The sequence below is a fragment of the Thiomicrospira sp. genome (assembly GCF_036568485.1).
Lineage (GTDB): Bacteria > Pseudomonadota > Gammaproteobacteria > Thiomicrospirales > Thiomicrospiraceae > Thiomicrospira.
Genome location: NZ_DATCSL010000098.1, coordinates 1 through 15385, shown reverse-complemented (window position 1 = coordinate 15385; position 15385 = coordinate 1). Strand labels below are relative to the sequence as shown.

The 15385-nt window shown below is 42.6% G+C and carries 12 protein-coding genes, 1 tRNA gene and 1 pseudogene; all 14 read right to left on the bottom strand.

The window, feature by feature from the left end:
- Positions 1-141, bottom strand: a 141-nt coding sequence (locus VIM91_RS09785) for a GTP-binding protein (RefSeq protein ID WP_331863345.1), incomplete at its 3' end; no start/stop codon positions are given.
- Positions 142-164: 23 nt separating this feature from the next.
- Positions 165-2267, bottom strand: coding sequence for an elongation factor G (gene fusA / locus VIM91_RS09780; RefSeq protein ID WP_331864638.1), 2103 nt, complete (start codon positions 2265-2267; stop codon positions 165-167).
- Positions 2268-2329: 62 nt separating this feature from the next.
- Positions 2330-2803, bottom strand: coding sequence for a 30S ribosomal protein S7 (gene rpsG, locus VIM91_RS09775; RefSeq protein WP_331864637.1), 474 nt, complete (start codon positions 2801-2803; stop codon positions 2330-2332).
- Positions 2804-2856: 53 nt separating this feature from the next.
- Positions 2857-3234: a 30S ribosomal protein S12 gene (gene rpsL / locus VIM91_RS09770; RefSeq protein ID WP_331864636.1), complete on the bottom strand. Its 378-nt coding sequence runs from the start codon at positions 3232-3234 to the stop codon at positions 2857-2859.
- Between the two features lie 137 nt (positions 3235-3371).
- Positions 3372-7607: a DNA-directed RNA polymerase subunit beta' gene (rpoC, locus tag VIM91_RS09765; RefSeq protein WP_331864635.1), complete on the bottom strand. Its 4236-nt coding sequence runs from the start codon at positions 7605-7607 to the stop codon at positions 3372-3374.
- Positions 7607-11668, bottom strand: coding sequence for a DNA-directed RNA polymerase subunit beta (gene rpoB / locus VIM91_RS09760; RefSeq protein ID WP_331864634.1), 4062 nt, complete (start codon positions 11666-11668; stop codon positions 7607-7609). Before rpoB ends, rpoC begins: the two co-directional genes overlap by 1 nt.
- A 182-nt stretch (positions 11669-11850) precedes the next feature.
- Complete coding sequence (rplL, locus tag VIM91_RS09755; RefSeq protein ID WP_331864633.1) at positions 11851-12222, bottom strand: 50S ribosomal protein L7/L12; 372 nt, start codon at positions 12220-12222, stop codon at positions 11851-11853.
- Positions 12223-12270: 48 nt separating this feature from the next.
- On the bottom strand, positions 12271-12765 hold the full coding sequence (gene rplJ / locus VIM91_RS09750; protein WP_331864632.1) for a 50S ribosomal protein L10: 495 nt from the start codon (positions 12763-12765) through the stop codon (positions 12271-12273).
- 158 nt (positions 12766-12923) lie between these two features.
- Positions 12924-13616, bottom strand: a complete 693-nt coding sequence (rplA, locus tag VIM91_RS09745) for a 50S ribosomal protein L1 (RefSeq protein WP_331864631.1) — start codon at positions 13614-13616, stop codon at positions 12924-12926.
- Positions 13617-13621: 5 nt separating this feature from the next.
- The gene (gene rplK / locus VIM91_RS09740; RefSeq protein WP_331864630.1) at positions 13622-14050 is read right to left on the bottom strand and encodes a 50S ribosomal protein L11; all 429 of its coding nucleotides are present in this window, start codon (positions 14048-14050) and stop codon (positions 13622-13624) included.
- A gap of 49 nt (positions 14051-14099) precedes the next feature.
- Positions 14100-14633: a transcription termination/antitermination protein NusG gene (gene nusG / locus VIM91_RS09735; RefSeq protein ID WP_331864629.1), complete on the bottom strand. Its 534-nt coding sequence runs from the start codon at positions 14631-14633 to the stop codon at positions 14100-14102.
- A 1-nt stretch (position 14634) separates the two neighbouring features.
- Positions 14635-15018 carry a preprotein translocase subunit SecE gene (gene secE, locus VIM91_RS09730; RefSeq protein ID WP_331864628.1) on the bottom strand — a complete coding sequence of 128 codons (384 nt, stop codon included), beginning with the start codon at positions 15016-15018 and terminating at the stop codon, positions 14635-14637.
- 59 nt (positions 15019-15077) lie between these two features.
- Positions 15078-15154: transfer RNA gene (locus VIM91_RS09725), tRNA-Trp, on the bottom strand.
- Positions 15155-15207: 53 nt separating this feature from the next.
- Positions 15208-15385: pseudogene (gene tuf / locus VIM91_RS09720) on the bottom strand (elongation factor Tu); the annotation flags it as partial.

Here is a 15385-nt window from a genome sequence, read left to right as displayed (position 1 = left end):
GTAGGCGCGTGACTCACCACCAAACTTCTTACCTTGCACAATGGTTAGCGCCGCTGTCAATGTAGTTTTACCATGGTCAACGTGACCAATCGTGCCTACGTTTACATGTGGCTTGTTACGTTCAAACTTAGCTTTTGCCATTTTAAAAACCCTCTAAATTAAAATTAAGAACCTTTTTTCGCTTTTGCGATAATTTCTTCTTGAACAGATGATGGTGCATCTGCATATTTTTTGAATGTCATGCTATAACTAGCACGTCCTTGAGTTAATGAGCGCACATTAGTCGCATAACCAAACATTTCTGACAAAGGAACTTCTGCCTTCAATTGCTTACCTGTTGGAATATCTTCCATACCTTGAATCATACCGCGGCGTCTATTAAGGTCACCCATAACATCACCCATGTACTCTTCTGGCGTAACAACCTCTACAGCCATAATCGGTTCTAAAATGACAGGTTTTGCATTTTGCACACCATTCTTAACACCCATTGAAGCCGCGACTTTAAAAGCCATTTCATTCGAGTCTACATCATGGTAAGAACCGTCAAATACCGTCACCTTAACATCAACCACTGGGTAGCCAGCAATAACACCGTTCTCTAACTGCTCTTTTGCACCTTTTTCAACGGCTGGGATATATTCACGTGGAACAACACCACCAACAATAGCATTGACAAAAGTGAACCCTGTACCAGGTTCTTGAGGCTCAATACGAAGTACAACATGACCATACTGACCACGACCACCTGACTGACGAACAAACTTACCGTCTGCTTCCACAGATTGCTTGATTGTTTCACGGTAGGACACTTGAGGGGCACCAACGTTAGCTTCAACGTTAAACTCGCGTTTCATACGATCCACAATGATATCCAGATGCAACTCACCCATACCAGAAATAATTGTTTGCCCAGTCTCTTCATCTGTACGAACACGGAAAGAAGGATCTTCAGCAGCAAGCTTTTGAAGTGCAATCCCCATTTTTTCCTGGTCGGCTTTGGTTTTAGGCTCAACAGCTATCGAAATAACAGGCTCAGGAAATTCCATACGCTCAAGTGTAATCTTGTTATCTAGATCGCAAATTGTATCGCCAGTTGTCACGTCTTTAAGACCTACAACACAACCGATATCACCCGCGCGGAACTCTTTAACTTCTTCACGAGAATTTGCATGCATCTTAATCAAGCGGCCTGCTCGTTCTTTTTTACCCTTAACCGGATTATAAACAGAATCACCAGAGCTAATAACACCAGAGTAAACACGAACAAATGTTAGCGTTCCAACAAAAGGATCCGTCATGATTTTAAATGCTAAAGCAGCAAACGGCTCATCGTCTGATGACTTTCGACTCGCAGGCGACTCATCCTCTAAAACACCTTCAATTGCAGGAACGTCCATTGGAGATGGGAAATACTCGATAACAGCATCTAACAAGGCTTGTACACCCATGTTTTTGAAGCTAGAGCCACAAAACATTGGGATAATTTCATTGTTAATACAACGCATACGAATGCCTTGCTTAACCTGCTCTTCAGAAAGCTCACCATCATTTAGATAGGCGTCCATGAATTCTTCATTAGCTTCAGCAGCTGACTCGACCAATTCTTCATGATACTTTTGACACTCTTCTAGCATATCTGCTGGAATATCTTCATAAGTAAAAGTCATACCTTGAGAGTCTTTATCCCAGTAAATAGCTTTCATTTTGACAAGGTCAACTACACCTTTAAATTCATCTTCTGATCCAATCGGCAATTGCATTGGCACTGGGTTTGCGCCTAGACGTGTCCTAACCTGCTCAACAACTCGTAAAAAGTTAGCACCGGCACGGTCCATTTTATTGACATAACCCATTCTTGGCACGCCATATTTGTCAGCCTGACGCCATACAGTTTCAGACTGAGGCTCCACACCGCCCACAGAACAGAACGCTGTAACCGCACCATCTAATACACGAAGTGAACGCTCAACTTCAATTGTGAAGTCAACGTGCCCAGGTGTATCAATAATGTTAATTTGGTGCTCTGGGAATTGCTTAGCCATACCCAACCAAGTACAAGTAGTAGCAGCAGAAGTGATGGTAATACCACGCTCTTGCTCCTGCTCCATCCAGTCCATGGTTGCACCGCCATCATGCACTTCGCCAATTTTGTGTGAACGTCCTGTATAAAACAAAATACGTTCTGTAGTTGTTGTTTTACCAGCATCGATGTGCGCCATAATACCGATATTACGGTAGCGCTCTAAAGGGGTTTTACGTGCCACTTTACTAACCTTTTACTTTGATGTATTGAAACGATAAAGGCCCCAAAGGGCCTTGTCAGATACTACCAACGGAAATGCGAGAATGCCTTATTGGCCTCTGCCATTCTATGAGTATCTTCCTTCTTCTTGATTGCAGAACCGCGATTATCAAGGGCATCATTTAACTCACCTGCCAATCGAAGCATCATGCCTTTCTCACTGCGCTTACGTGCAGCTTCAACAATCCAACGCATTGATAACGCCATTTTTCTTTCTGGACGCACTTCGACCGGTACTTGATAGGTTGCACCACCAACACGGCGTGACTTCACTTCAACTAGAGGACCTACATTTTCTAGTGCTTCTCTTAGCAATGAAGCATGCTCTCCGCCCTTACGACGCTCAACTACTTTATCCAAAGCATCATAAACGATCTTTTCAGCAACTGCTTTTTTACCACTCACCATAATCATGTTAACAAATTTTGTTAACGTCACATCACCAAACTTAGGATCTGGTAACACCAATCTTTTTGGTATCTCTCTTCTTCTTGCCATTCTTACATCTTCCGGTTTAGGAAATTAAATTTGCTAACGCATGTTAAAAGGTTTTATTTACCTTTTGGGCGTTTAGCACCGTACTTAGAACGACCTTGTTTACGCTCATTTACGCCAGAGCAGTCTAATGCACCGCGAACTGTATGATAACGTACACCAGGCAAATCCTTAACACGCCCACCACGAATCAAAATTACCGAGTGCTCCTGCAAGTTGTGACCTTCACCACCAATATAGGTTGAAACTTCAAAACCATTAGTTAAACGAACACGCGCAACTTTACGCAAGGCTGAGTTAGGCTTTTTAGGGGTTGTTGTGTATACGCGCGTACAAACACCGCGACGCTGTGGACAAGACTCCAAAGCAGGTACGGCTGATTTTTTCATTTTGTCTTTACGCGGCTTACGAACCAACTGGTTTATTGTAGCCATTAAAACTTTCTCCAAAATTTGAGTTTTAACTCATTCACCTAAAATAAATTGTGGGCTCCTTGCCCACAAATAAGGTTTCAGAATTTTAGTGATGCAACAAGCATATGTCAAGCAATAACTTGTTGAATTTTATTTATTTAAAGCTCGGAATCTTCTGGTTCCATGACGCGATCATCAATAACCGGCATCTCTTCCAAAATATCTTCGCTCACGCTTTCCTCTTCATAATCGTTCTGAATAAACGCACGCAGCTCACCATCAACAATATCGCTGGCTTTCTTGCGAGCTTGATGATAAGCAAAACCAGTACCTGCAGGAATTAAACGTCCAACAATTACGTTTTCCTTCAAACCAACGAGCGTATCACGCTTACCACTTACCGCTGCTTCGGTTAGAACACGGGTAGTTTCTTGGAATGAAGCGGCTGAAATAAACGACTCAGTCGCTAGTGAGGCTTTGGTTATACCGAGAAGGACACGCTCAAAGCTTGCTTCTACTTTACCTTCCGCTCGCATCTTTTCATTCAATTCCAAAACACGAGCATATTCAGTTTGCTCACCCTTAATAAGACCCGTATCACCAGCGGCACGTATTTCAACCTTACGCAACATTTGACGAATAATCGCCTCAATATGCTTATCGTTAATACGCACGCCTTGTAAGCGATAAACGTCTTGAACTTCATCAACAATGTATTCAGCTAGACGTTCAACACCTAGTAGGCGAAGGATATCATGTGCATTTGAATTACCTTCAACAATAATATCACCACGCTCTACACGCTCACCTTCGAACACATTAACCGTACGCCACTTCGGTATTAAAGTTTCATACTGCTCACCTGAATCCTGAGTAATGATTAAGCGCTGCTTACCTTTGGTTTCTTTACCAAACGAAATTACACCGCTTACTTCTGCCATGATTGCAGGCTCTTTAGGTTGACGCGCTTCGAACAAATCCGCAACACGTGGTAAACCACCGGTAATATCTTTTGTTTTTGATGATGCTTGTGGAATACGCGCTAAAACATCACCCGACACAACCTGCACACCTGACTGAACTAGTACAATCGAGTTTTCTGGTAAATAATAAACCGCTGGAGTCTGTGTGCCTGCAAAGCAGGTGCTTTCGCCTTTATCATCCAATAAACGAATGAAAGGGCGTGCATCCTTAACCGAACTAGAACGCTCTTTAGCGCCTTTTACGACACGGGTTACCAGGCCTGTTAACTCATCAACACGTTCTTCAACCGTACCTTCAAAATTACCAAACTCAATCTGACCACTTACTTCAGTGATTACTGGGTGAGTATGTGGATCCCAACTAGCAATGCTCTGACCAGAAGTTAATTTCTGACCTTCCGTCACTTCAAGAATTGCGCCATAAGGTACTTTGTAACGTTCTTTCTCACGACCAGCTTCGTCAAGAATGGTAACTTCACCTGAACGAGTTGTAACCATTACCTTATCTTCAGAGTTTTTAACTGTTTTAAGGTTGTGGAACTTAACTGTTCCTTCATACTTAACTTCTACTTGACTCTGCGCTGCCGTCTGCGAAGCCGTACCACCAATATGGAAGGTACGCATGGTTAACTGAGTTCCAGGTTCACCGATGGACTGAGCCGCCATAACACCAACCGCTTCACCCATGTTAACCAAGTGGCCACGCGCTAAATCACGGCCATAACATTTTTGACAAACACCAAACTTGGTTTCACATGTGATAGTTGATCTAACTTTCACACGATCGATACCATGCGTATCAATTAAAGCTACCAAACTTTCGTCCAGTAGTGTACCGGCTGCAACAATGATTCCGCCTTTCGCGTCAAGTACATCTTCACTCAATACACGACCAAGAATACGCTCACGTAGTGATTCAATAACATCACCACCCTCTACGTGGGCCGTCATTTCTACACCGCTTTCAGTACCGCAATCATTTTCTGTCACAACGACATCTTGCGCCACGTCAACTAAACGACGTGTCAAATAACCTGAGTTAGCCGTCTTCAATGCCGTATCGGCCAAACCTTTACGAGCACCGTGTGTAGAAATAAAGTACTGAAGTACGTTTAGACCCTCACGGAAGTTAGCTGTAATAGGTGTCTCAATGATCGAGCCATCCGGCTTGGCCATCAAACCACGCATACCACCAAGCTGACGCATCTGTGCAACCGAACCACGAGCGCCTGAGTCGGCCATCATGTAAATTGAGTTAAATGAACTTTGTTTAACTTCTTCACCTTCAGAGGTAGTCACCATATCGAACTGCAACTCTTCCATCATGGCTTTCGTTACAAGTTCATTTGTATGTGACCAGATATCCACAACCTTGTTATAGCGCTCACCTTCTGTTACCAAGCCTTGTGAATACTGTGACTGAATTTCTTTTACCTGATCTTCCGCACGCTCAAGAATTCCAGCTTTTTCATCTGGAATCAACATGTCATCTGAGCAGAAAGATAAACCAGCCATCGTTGACCATTTGAAACCAGCGTACATTAACTGGTCAGCGAAAATCACCGTTTCTTTAGGACCCAACACGCGATAACAAGTGTTGAGTACCTTACTGATATTTTTCTTAGTTAAGTTGGTATTTAAAAGATCAAACGACAAACCTTTTGGCAAAATCCTGCATAACAAAGCACGACCAACAGTGGTATCGACAATACGGCTACTTACATGCTCTTTACCATCTTCAACTACAGTCTCTTCAACCTTTAACTTGATCTTAGTGTGGAGATGAACAATTTTTGCTTCTTGCGCTCTGACAACTTCTTGCCAGTTCGAAAAGGCCTTGCCCTCACCAATTGAATTAATGCGTTCTCTTGTAATGTAGTACAAGCCAAGCACAACGTCTTGAGATGGAACAATAATTGGCTCACCATTAGCGGGAGACAACAAGTTGTTAGTCGACATCATTAATGTACGTGCTTCAAGCTGAGCTTCTAATGACAAAGGTACGTGAACCGCCATTTGGTCACCATCGAAGTCGGCGTTAAAGGCCGAACATACTAATGGATGCAGGTTAATTGCTTTACCCTCAATCAGTACCGGCTCAAAAGCCTGAATACCCAAACGGTGAAGTGTGGGTGCACGGTTTAACAATACTGGGTGTTCACGAATTACTTCATCTAACACATCCCATACTTCTGGCAATCCTTGCTCGACCATTTTTTTGGCCGCCTTGATCGTCGGAGCCGCACCACGCTTTTGCAATTTACTGAAAATAAAAGGCTTAAATAATTCTAAAGCCATCTTCTTAGGTAAACCACACTGGTGTAATTTCAAAGTTGGACCAACAACAATTACAGAACGACCAGAATAGTCAACACGTTTACCAAGCAAGTTCTGACGGAAACGACCCTGCTTACCTTTGATCATATCGGCTAAAGACTTCAATTGACGCTTATTCGTGCCCGTTACTGCACGACCACGACGACCGTTATCAAGCAACGAATCGACAGCTTCTTGCAGCATACGCTTTTCATTTCGAACGATAATGTCTGGCGCCATCAAGTCTAATAAACGCTTCAAACGATTATTTCGGTTGATTACGCGACGATACAAGTCGTTAAGATCGGACGTTGCAAAGCGACCACCATCAAGCGGAACAAGAGGTCTTAGCTCAGGAGGCAACACAGGCAGAACTTCTAGAACCATCCACTCAGGATTGTTACCAGACGACAGGAAAGACTCAATAAGCTTTAAACGTTTACTAACTTTCTTTTGCTTGGTTTCAGAAGTGGTAGTTTCAACTTCGCCTCTTAAACGCGCGGCCTCTTCTGCTAAATTAATAGACTTAAGCATGCGCTTAATCGCTTCAGCCCCCATTTGAGCCTCAAACTCATCGCCATGCTCTTCCAAAGCATCTAAATATTCTTCTTCCGTAAGCAACTGCCAAGGCTCTAAAGGTGTTAATCCTGGATCCACAACCATAAAAGCTTCAAAGTATAAAACCGCTTCGATTTCTTTTAATGTCATATCCAACATTAAACCAATACGGGATGGCAGCGACTTCAAGAACCAAATGTGCGCAACAGGCGTGGCTAAGTCAATATGGCCCATGCGCTCACGACGCACTTTAGACTGAGTTACTTCTACGCCACACTTTTCACAAATCACACCACGATGCTTTAATCGTTTGTATTTACCACACAAACACTCATAGTCACGAATTGGGCCAAAGATCTTAGCGCAAAATAAACCATCACGTTCTGGCTTAAAAGTACGGTAGTTAATGGTTTCAGGTTTTTTTACTTCACCATATGACCAAGAACGAATCTTTTCAGGGGAAGCAAGAGATACTTTAATCGCATCAAATTCACTAGAAACGTTTTGTTTTTTTAGAAAACCGAGTAAGTCTTTCATTAATCTTGCTCCAACTCAATATCAATACCTAATGCACGAATCTCTTTACGTAAGACGCTAAACGATTCAGGCATACCTGGTTCCATGTACTCATTACCATCAACGATGTTTTTATACATACGAGTACGACCATTCAAGTCATCAGACTTCACTGTCAACATTTCCTGAAGTGTAAAGGCCGCGCCATATGCTTCCAATGCCCACACTTCCATCTCACCAAAACGTTGACCACCAAACTGAGCTTTACCGCCTAATGGCTGTTGAGTAACTAGGCTATACGGACCAGTTGAACGAGCATGCATTTTGTCATCAACTAAGTGATTCAATTTCAACATGTACATATAACCAACAGTAACAGCTCTATCGAACTCATCACCTGTACGCCCATCAAAGAGTCTCATTTGACCTGACTCAGGCAGCTCAGCCAAACGTAATAATGATTTGATTTGACCTTCATCAGCACCGTCGAATACGGGTGAAGCCATTGGTACGCCTTTACTTAAGTTTTTGGCAAGCACAATGATTTCATCATCAGTAAAGGATTTGAAATCGACTGACTGACCCTGGCTTTCGTTATAGATCTTATGCAAGAACTCACGAACATCCTTGAGATCCGCATCACGTCTCATCATAGAGTCAATCTTCTCACCCAATCCCCAGGCTGCCAAACCTAGATGCGTTTCTAAAATCTGACCAACGTTCATACGTGAAGGCACACCCAATGGGTTTAGACAGATGTCAACAGGACGGCCGGTTTCATCAAATGGCATATCTTCTACTGGACAAATGCGTGAGATTACACCTTTGTTACCATGACGACCGGCCATTTTATCGCCAGGCTGTATACGACGCTTAATCGCTACATAAACCTTAACCATCTTAGAGACACCTGGTGCCAAGTCATCACCTTGAGTTAATTTCTTGCGTTTTTCTTCAAACGCTTCATTCAACTCTTTGCGCTTAGCTTTAAGCTGTTCTTCAGCCGTTTCAAGTTGGCGTAAAGCATCTTCGTTATCAACATTTAGACCCAGCCATTTTTTAACCTCCATACCTTCAAGGTATTCAGCTGTCAATTTGGTGCCATCTTTTAACTTCAAACCAGTTAGCAAGTTTTTAATACGGTTTAAGGTATCTTGCTCAAGAATTCGGTACTGTTCATCAATATCCTTACGAACCTTATCCAATTCTTCCTCTTGGATAGCTTGCGCACGAGCATCTTTTTTCATGCCTTCACGTGTAAAGACTTGCACATCAATAACCGTGCCTTCGATGCCTTTAGAAACACGTAATGATGTATCTTTAACATCCGAAGCTTTCTCACCAAAAATGGCACGTAGCAACTTCTCTTCAGGTGTTAACTGTGTTTCACCTTTAGGTGTCACCTTACCTACTAGAACGTCGCCCTGCTTAACTTCAGCACCGATGTAAACGATACCGCTTTCATCTAATCGAGATAGCGCTGACTCACCTACGTTCGGAATATCAGAGGTAATTTCTTCTGGCCCTAGCTTAGTGTCACGCGCTAAACATGTAAACTCTTCAATATGAATCGTTGTATAACGGTCTTCTTTAACAACACGTTCAGACACTAAAATCGAGTCTTCGAAGTTATAACCATTCCACGGCATAAATGCCACGCGCATATTCTGACCTAAAGCTAGCTCACCTAAGTCGGTTGAAGGACCATCGGCCAAAACATCACCACGTGAAACCACATCACCTGCGCTTACAATTGGTTTTTGGTTGATACAGGTGTTCTGGTTAGAACGCTGATATTTAATTAGATTATAGATATCAACACCTGTTTCACCTTCAACAATCTCGTCATCATTAACACGCACAACGATTCTAGAAGCATCCGATGAAACAACCTCACCACCGCGATCTGCTACGACCGTTACACCCGAATCGATTGCTACTGTTTTCTCAATGCCAGTACCAACTAAAGGCTTGTCTGCACGCAGTGTAGGGACCGCCTGACGCTGCATGTTTGAACCCATCAAAGCACGGTTAGCATCATCGTGTTCAAGGAATGGGATCAAGGCCGCTGCTACAGATACGATTTGCTTAGGCGAAACATCCATTAAGTTAATGTCTTTCGACATAGATAAGGTAAATTCATTCTGGTGACGTGCTGAGATCAAATCCTCTACAAACTTACCATTCTTATCCAGTTTTGCACTGGCCTGAGCGATAACATATTGCGCTTCATCAATCGCAGAGATATAAACCACTTCATCGGTTACCTTACCGTCAACCACTTTACGGTAGGGCGTTTCTAAAAAGCCGTACTCATTAGTTTTGGCATAGACCGCTAATGAGTTAATCAAACCAATGTTAGGACCTTCTGGCGTTTCAATTGGGCAAACACGACCATAGTGAGTAGGATGCACGTCACGCACTTCAAAACCAGCACGTTCACGAGTCAAGCCACCCGGGCCTAACGCTGAAACACGACGCTTATGTGTCACTTCTGATAATGGATTGACCTGATCCATAAACTGTGACAATTGGCTAGAACCAAAGAACTCTTTAATTGCAGCAGATACTGGCTTAGCATTGATTAAGTCCTGCGGCATTAAACCATCAGATTCTGCCTGGTTGAGTCGTTCTTTAACAGCACGTTCGACACGAACTAAACCTACTCTAAATGCATTTTCAGCCATTTCACCTACAGCACGAATACGACGGTTACCCAAGGTATCAATATCATCGACTGTACTTTGACCATTTCGAATATTGATCAATTCACGAATAACATCAACAATATCTTCGCGTTCAAGAACCAGTTTACCTTCGTTATCTTGACGACCTAAACGGCGGTTTAACTTCATTCGACCTACTGAAGATAAATCATAACGATCTTCTTGGAAAAACAAGCTATTGAATAATGCCTCGGAAGAGTCTTTCGTTGGTGGTTCACCTGGACGCATCATACGGTAAATTTCAATCTGTGCTTCTAACTGAGTAGAAGTTGAATCTAGATTCAACGTATCTGACATGTAAGAACCGTGAAGTAACTCATCAATGTAAAGTACTTCAAACTGTAGCTTACTTAACTCATTAATCTTATCAAGGATATCTTGTGTAATAATCGAATTAGCAGCCGCGATTAACTCACCTGAAGAGGTGTCGACAACATTTTTGGCCATAACTTTGCCAAGTAGAAACTCAACAGGCACATCTATAGACGAAACACCCGCTTCATCCATTTTTTTGATTGTACGTGCGGTAATTCGAGTGCCTTCTTCTGCAAACACTTCACCTTTGGCAGCAATATCAAAAGTAGCCATTTGACCTTTAAACTGCTCTGGATCAAACGCAAGTGAATATTTGCCTTTTGACATTTTGATCTTAGATGTATCGAAGAACATCTCTAAAATCTGTTCATTGTCATAACCCATCGCACGCAATAGGATTGAAACAGGCAGTTTTCTACGACGATCAATACGAGTAAATAAACAATCGTTATGGTCAAATTCAAAATCTAACCAAGAGCCACGATAAGGAATAATTCTGGCATTAAATAAAATTTTGCCTGAAGAATGAGACTTACCCTTATCGTTATCAAAAATAACACCAGGTGAACGATGCAACTGAGTCACAATAACGCGCTCTGTTCCGTTAATGACAAACGTACCGTTATCCGTCATTAATGGCATATCACCTAAATAGACTTCTTGTTCTTTTATATCTTTAACGGGACGATTTCCAACCGGAGCATCCTTGTCATACATGACCAAACGCATTTTGACACGAAGTGGCGCTGCATACGTCACACCACGTTGCTTACACTCTTTAACGTCAAATTCTGGTTGACCAAGGTGATAGCTTACATAATCCAAGTCTGCAGTACCTGCAACTCCCTTAATAGGAAACACTGAACTAAAAGCGGAGTGCAAACCTATATTGGCGCGCTCTAAAGGTTTTTTATCCTTCTGAATAAAATCGTGATACGACCCTTTCTGTAGCGATAATAAATACGGGACATCCAACATTGAAGGCTGTGTTGAAAAGTCTTTACGGATGCGTTTCTTTTCGGTTAACGAGTAAGTCGTCATTGAGTACCTCGGCAAAAGAACAAGTCATAAATGATAAATAGAGAATTCTATTTAAATGTATAAAACTGTAGTATCAGTTCCCACTGAATATCACACTTTTACACACTACCTAAAACAAGAAAAGGCCGACACCGAAGTGCCAGCCATTTCATACTGCTTTTTACGCAGTTAAAAGCAAGAAATTACTTGATTTCAGCCTGTCCACCAGCTTCTTCAATTTGCTTCTTAATTTCTTCAGCTTCTTCTTTCGATACACCTTCTTTTAATACAGTAGGTGCTGATTCAACTGCTTCTTTCGCTTCTTTCAAGCCAAGACCTGTAATTCCACGAACCGCTTTAATAGCACCAACTTTATTGCTACCAGCGCTTGTTAATACAACGTTGAATTCAGTTTGCGCTTCAGCACCTGCGTCTGCAGCTGCAGCAGGACCAGCTGAAACCATAGCGGCAGCTGAAACGCCAAATTTTTCTTCCATTGCTGAAATCAATTCAACAACTTCCATTACAGTCATGCCAGCAACTGCTTCTAAAATATCATTCTGTGATACGGCCATTTGATAATCTCCTAAAATTGAATTTGCGTGTCGTAATAACTAAAACTATTACGCAGCTTCTTTGGCTTCTTTGTATGCTGCAAGAGTACGTGCCAACTTCTCGACAGGTGCTTTCATAACATACATTAGCTTGCCCAATGCTTCTTCGTAAGTTGGTAGTGAAGCGATTGCATCTAACTGGCCAGCATCCATAACGCCTGAACCAATAGATAACGACTTAACAACCAATGCTTCGTTGCCCTTTTTAAAATCCTTAACAACACGAGCTGCAGCCGATAGTTCATTAGTAGAGAAAACCAGTACAACTGGACCTACTAAATCAGACTGCATATCTTCAAAAGGCGAACCTTCTAAAGCTTTGCGTGCCAAAGTATTTTTTACTACACGGATAACAACATCAGCATCACGTGCTTTAGAGCGAAGATTGGTCATCTGCTCAACAGTCAACCCACGATATTCAGCTACGACAATCGATACAGACTTCTCTACAATTGCAGAGACCTCTTCAACGACTAGCTTTTTATCTTCGAGTTTAAGTGCCATTCTAACCTCCTAACAGTCTAATCAGCTCCCTGATCAAACCACTCATCTACGTAGGTCTCGGATGAAATTAAGGCCACTCATTAAGTAACCACCTACGGTCTGCGATGGGCACTCACAATTTTGGAGACCCAATTCGCAAATCCATCCTTTCGGACAGATTAAATCGTTGACTGATCTACCGGAACACCTGGTCCCATCGTGCTAGATACAGTTACTTTCTTCATAAACACACCTTTAGCAGCAGAAGGCTTAGCTTTGTTTAAATCTTCTAGCAATGCTGCAAGGTTCTCTTTCAATTTCTGTGAGTCAAACGAGGCTTTACCAATCGGGGCATGGATAATGCCTGCTTTATCAACACGGTAACGAACTTGGCCCGCTTTTGCATTATTGATTGCACCCACAACATCCGGTGTCACCGTACCTGTTTTAGGGTTTGGCATCAAACCACGTGGACCAAGAACCTGACCCAACATACCCACTACACGCATGGCATCCGGGCTGGCGATAACAACATCAAAATCCATCATGCCTTTCTTGATTTCGTCAGCAAGATCTTCCATACCTACAAAATCAGCACCCGCTTCTTTTGCGGCCGCTTGATTCGCTTCACCTGTAAACACAGCTACACGAACGGTTTTACCTAGACCATTAGGCAAAACTGTTGCACCTCGCACTACCTGGTCAGACTTACGAGGATCAACCCCTAACTTAACGGCCACATCAACTGTCTCATCAAACTTAGTAGATGCCGCAATTTCTTTAACTAAATCTAGAGCTGCAATGATGTCGTATGATGAGTCTTTATTTAGACGCTCAGCAACCATTTTCTGTTTTTTCGTTAGCTTTGCCATCTTTATTACTCCTCGACCGTTAGACCCATACTGCGCGCAGAGCCCGCAATAATTTTCACTGCTGTTTCCAAATCATTGGCATTTAAATCAGCCATTTTGGTCGTAGCGATTTCTTCCAATTGAGCACGCGTCACTTTACCAACCTTATTGAGGTTAGGTACAGCGCTACCCTTTTGGATGCCCGCCGCTTTTTTCAATAAGATCGCAGCTGGTGGAGTCTTGGTAACAAAGGTAAAGCTTTTATCGCTATAAACTGTGATAACAACAGGTAACGGCAATCCTTTTTCAACATTTTGCGTTTGCGCATTAAATGCTTTACAGAATTCCATAATGTTTACGCCGCGCTGACCTAAAGCCGGACCAACGGGTGGACTTGGGTTTGCATTCCCTGCAGGGATTTGCAATTTGATATAGGCTGCAATTTTCTTGGCCATTTTTTACTCCTTGTGGGTCATAACGCCGTAAGGCTGCCCGTTAATAAAATCAGCTCTTAACAACTTGAGCAAACTCCAACTCGACTGGAGTTGAACGCCCAAAAATTAACACTGACACTTGTAATCTATTTTTATCGTAGTCAACCCCTTCCACTACCGCTTCAAAGTCGGTAAATGGACCATCTGTTACACGCACCATCTCACCCGGCTCGTAAATAACTTTTGGACGTGGTTTATCTACGTTTTCTTCGACACGCTGTAAAATACGGTCAACTTCTTTCTGTGTAATTGGAGCCGGACGATCACTCGTACCACCAATAAAGCCCATAACCTGTGGCACACTTTTAACCAAATGCCAGGTAGCTTCATTCATCTCCATTTCAACCAAAACATAACCTGGAAAAAACTTACGCTCACTGGTACGCTTCTTCCCATCACGAATTTCAACCACCTCCTCAGAAGGCACTAAAATTCGCCCAAAATCGTCTGTTAGTCCGGCGCGCTCAACATACTCAACCAAAGCTGTTTTTACTTTATTCTCATAACCCGAATAAGCGTGCACTACATACCATCTTTTCGCCACGTTAGCCTCCCTGTCCTGTCAGCAATTTAACCGCCCACAAGAAAAACATATCAATTAACCAGAGAAAAATCCCAACCAAAATCACGGCAACCACGACGATTAACGTTGTCTGCACCGTTTCTTTTCGGGTAGGCCAAACAACTTGGCGAACTTCCTTTTTGGTATGAACTAAATATTTAAACCAGCTAGCGCCTAACTCGGTCTTGTAAAGCACATAACCAGCAATGACTACACCAAACAACACGACCAAAACTCGCGCAACCGCATGCCATTCGGCAAACGTATAGTAAGCCACAATAGAACCCAACAGAATGGCAATAGACAAGAGCATCTTCACTGTATCCATTACATTTCTTGATTCTTGTACTTCTGATTTTTTATTCATACTATGTCGATATAATTAAAAAAACGATCCACATCCTATGACGTAGACCGTTAAGAATATGGCAGGGGTGGAGAGACTCGAACTCCCAACCTTCGGATTTGGAATCCGCGGCTCTACCAATTGGAGCTACACCCCTGTGAGTTAAAAAAGGGGACTATACCAGCCCCCTTTCATTTTTGCAAGTACCGCTTATTTCAAGATTTTAGAAACCACACCCGCACCTACTGTACGACCACCTTCACGAATAGCGAAACGTAAACCTTCGTCCATCGCGATTGGGTTGATCAAGGTGATCGTCATCTGAATGTTGTCACCTGGCATAACCATTTCAACACCAGATGGTAATTCACATGCACCTGTGATATCC

Excerpts from the sequence above, each read along its gene's own strand:
- rplL (WP_331864633.1), bottom strand. The coding sequence starts at position 12,222 with ATGGCCGTATCACAGAATGATATTTTAGAAGCAGTTGCTGGCATGACT.
- secE (WP_331864628.1), bottom strand. The coding sequence starts at position 15,018 with ATGAATAAAAAATCAGAAGTACAAGAATCAAGAAATGTAATGGATACA.
- rpoB (WP_331864634.1), bottom strand. The coding sequence starts at position 11,668 with ATGACGACTTACTCGTTAACCGAAAAGAAACGCATCCGTAAAGACTTT.
- rpsL (WP_331864636.1), bottom strand. The coding sequence starts at position 3,234 with ATGGCTACAATAAACCAGTTGGTTCGTAAGCCGCGTAAAGACAAAATG.
- rplJ (WP_331864632.1), bottom strand. The coding sequence starts at position 12,765 with ATGGCACTTAAACTCGAAGATAAAAAGCTAGTCGTTGAAGAGGTCTCT.
- rplK (WP_331864630.1), bottom strand. The coding sequence starts at position 14,050 with ATGGCCAAGAAAATTGCAGCCTATATCAAATTGCAAATCCCTGCAGGG.
- rpsG (WP_331864637.1), bottom strand. The coding sequence starts at position 2,803 with ATGGCAAGAAGAAGAGAGATACCAAAAAGATTGGTGTTACCAGATCCT.
- rpoC (WP_331864635.1), bottom strand. The coding sequence starts at position 7,607 with ATGAAAGACTTACTCGGTTTTCTAAAAAAACAAAACGTTTCTAGTGAA.
- rplA (WP_331864631.1), bottom strand. The coding sequence starts at position 13,616 with ATGGCAAAGCTAACGAAAAAACAGAAAATGGTTGCTGAGCGTCTAAAT.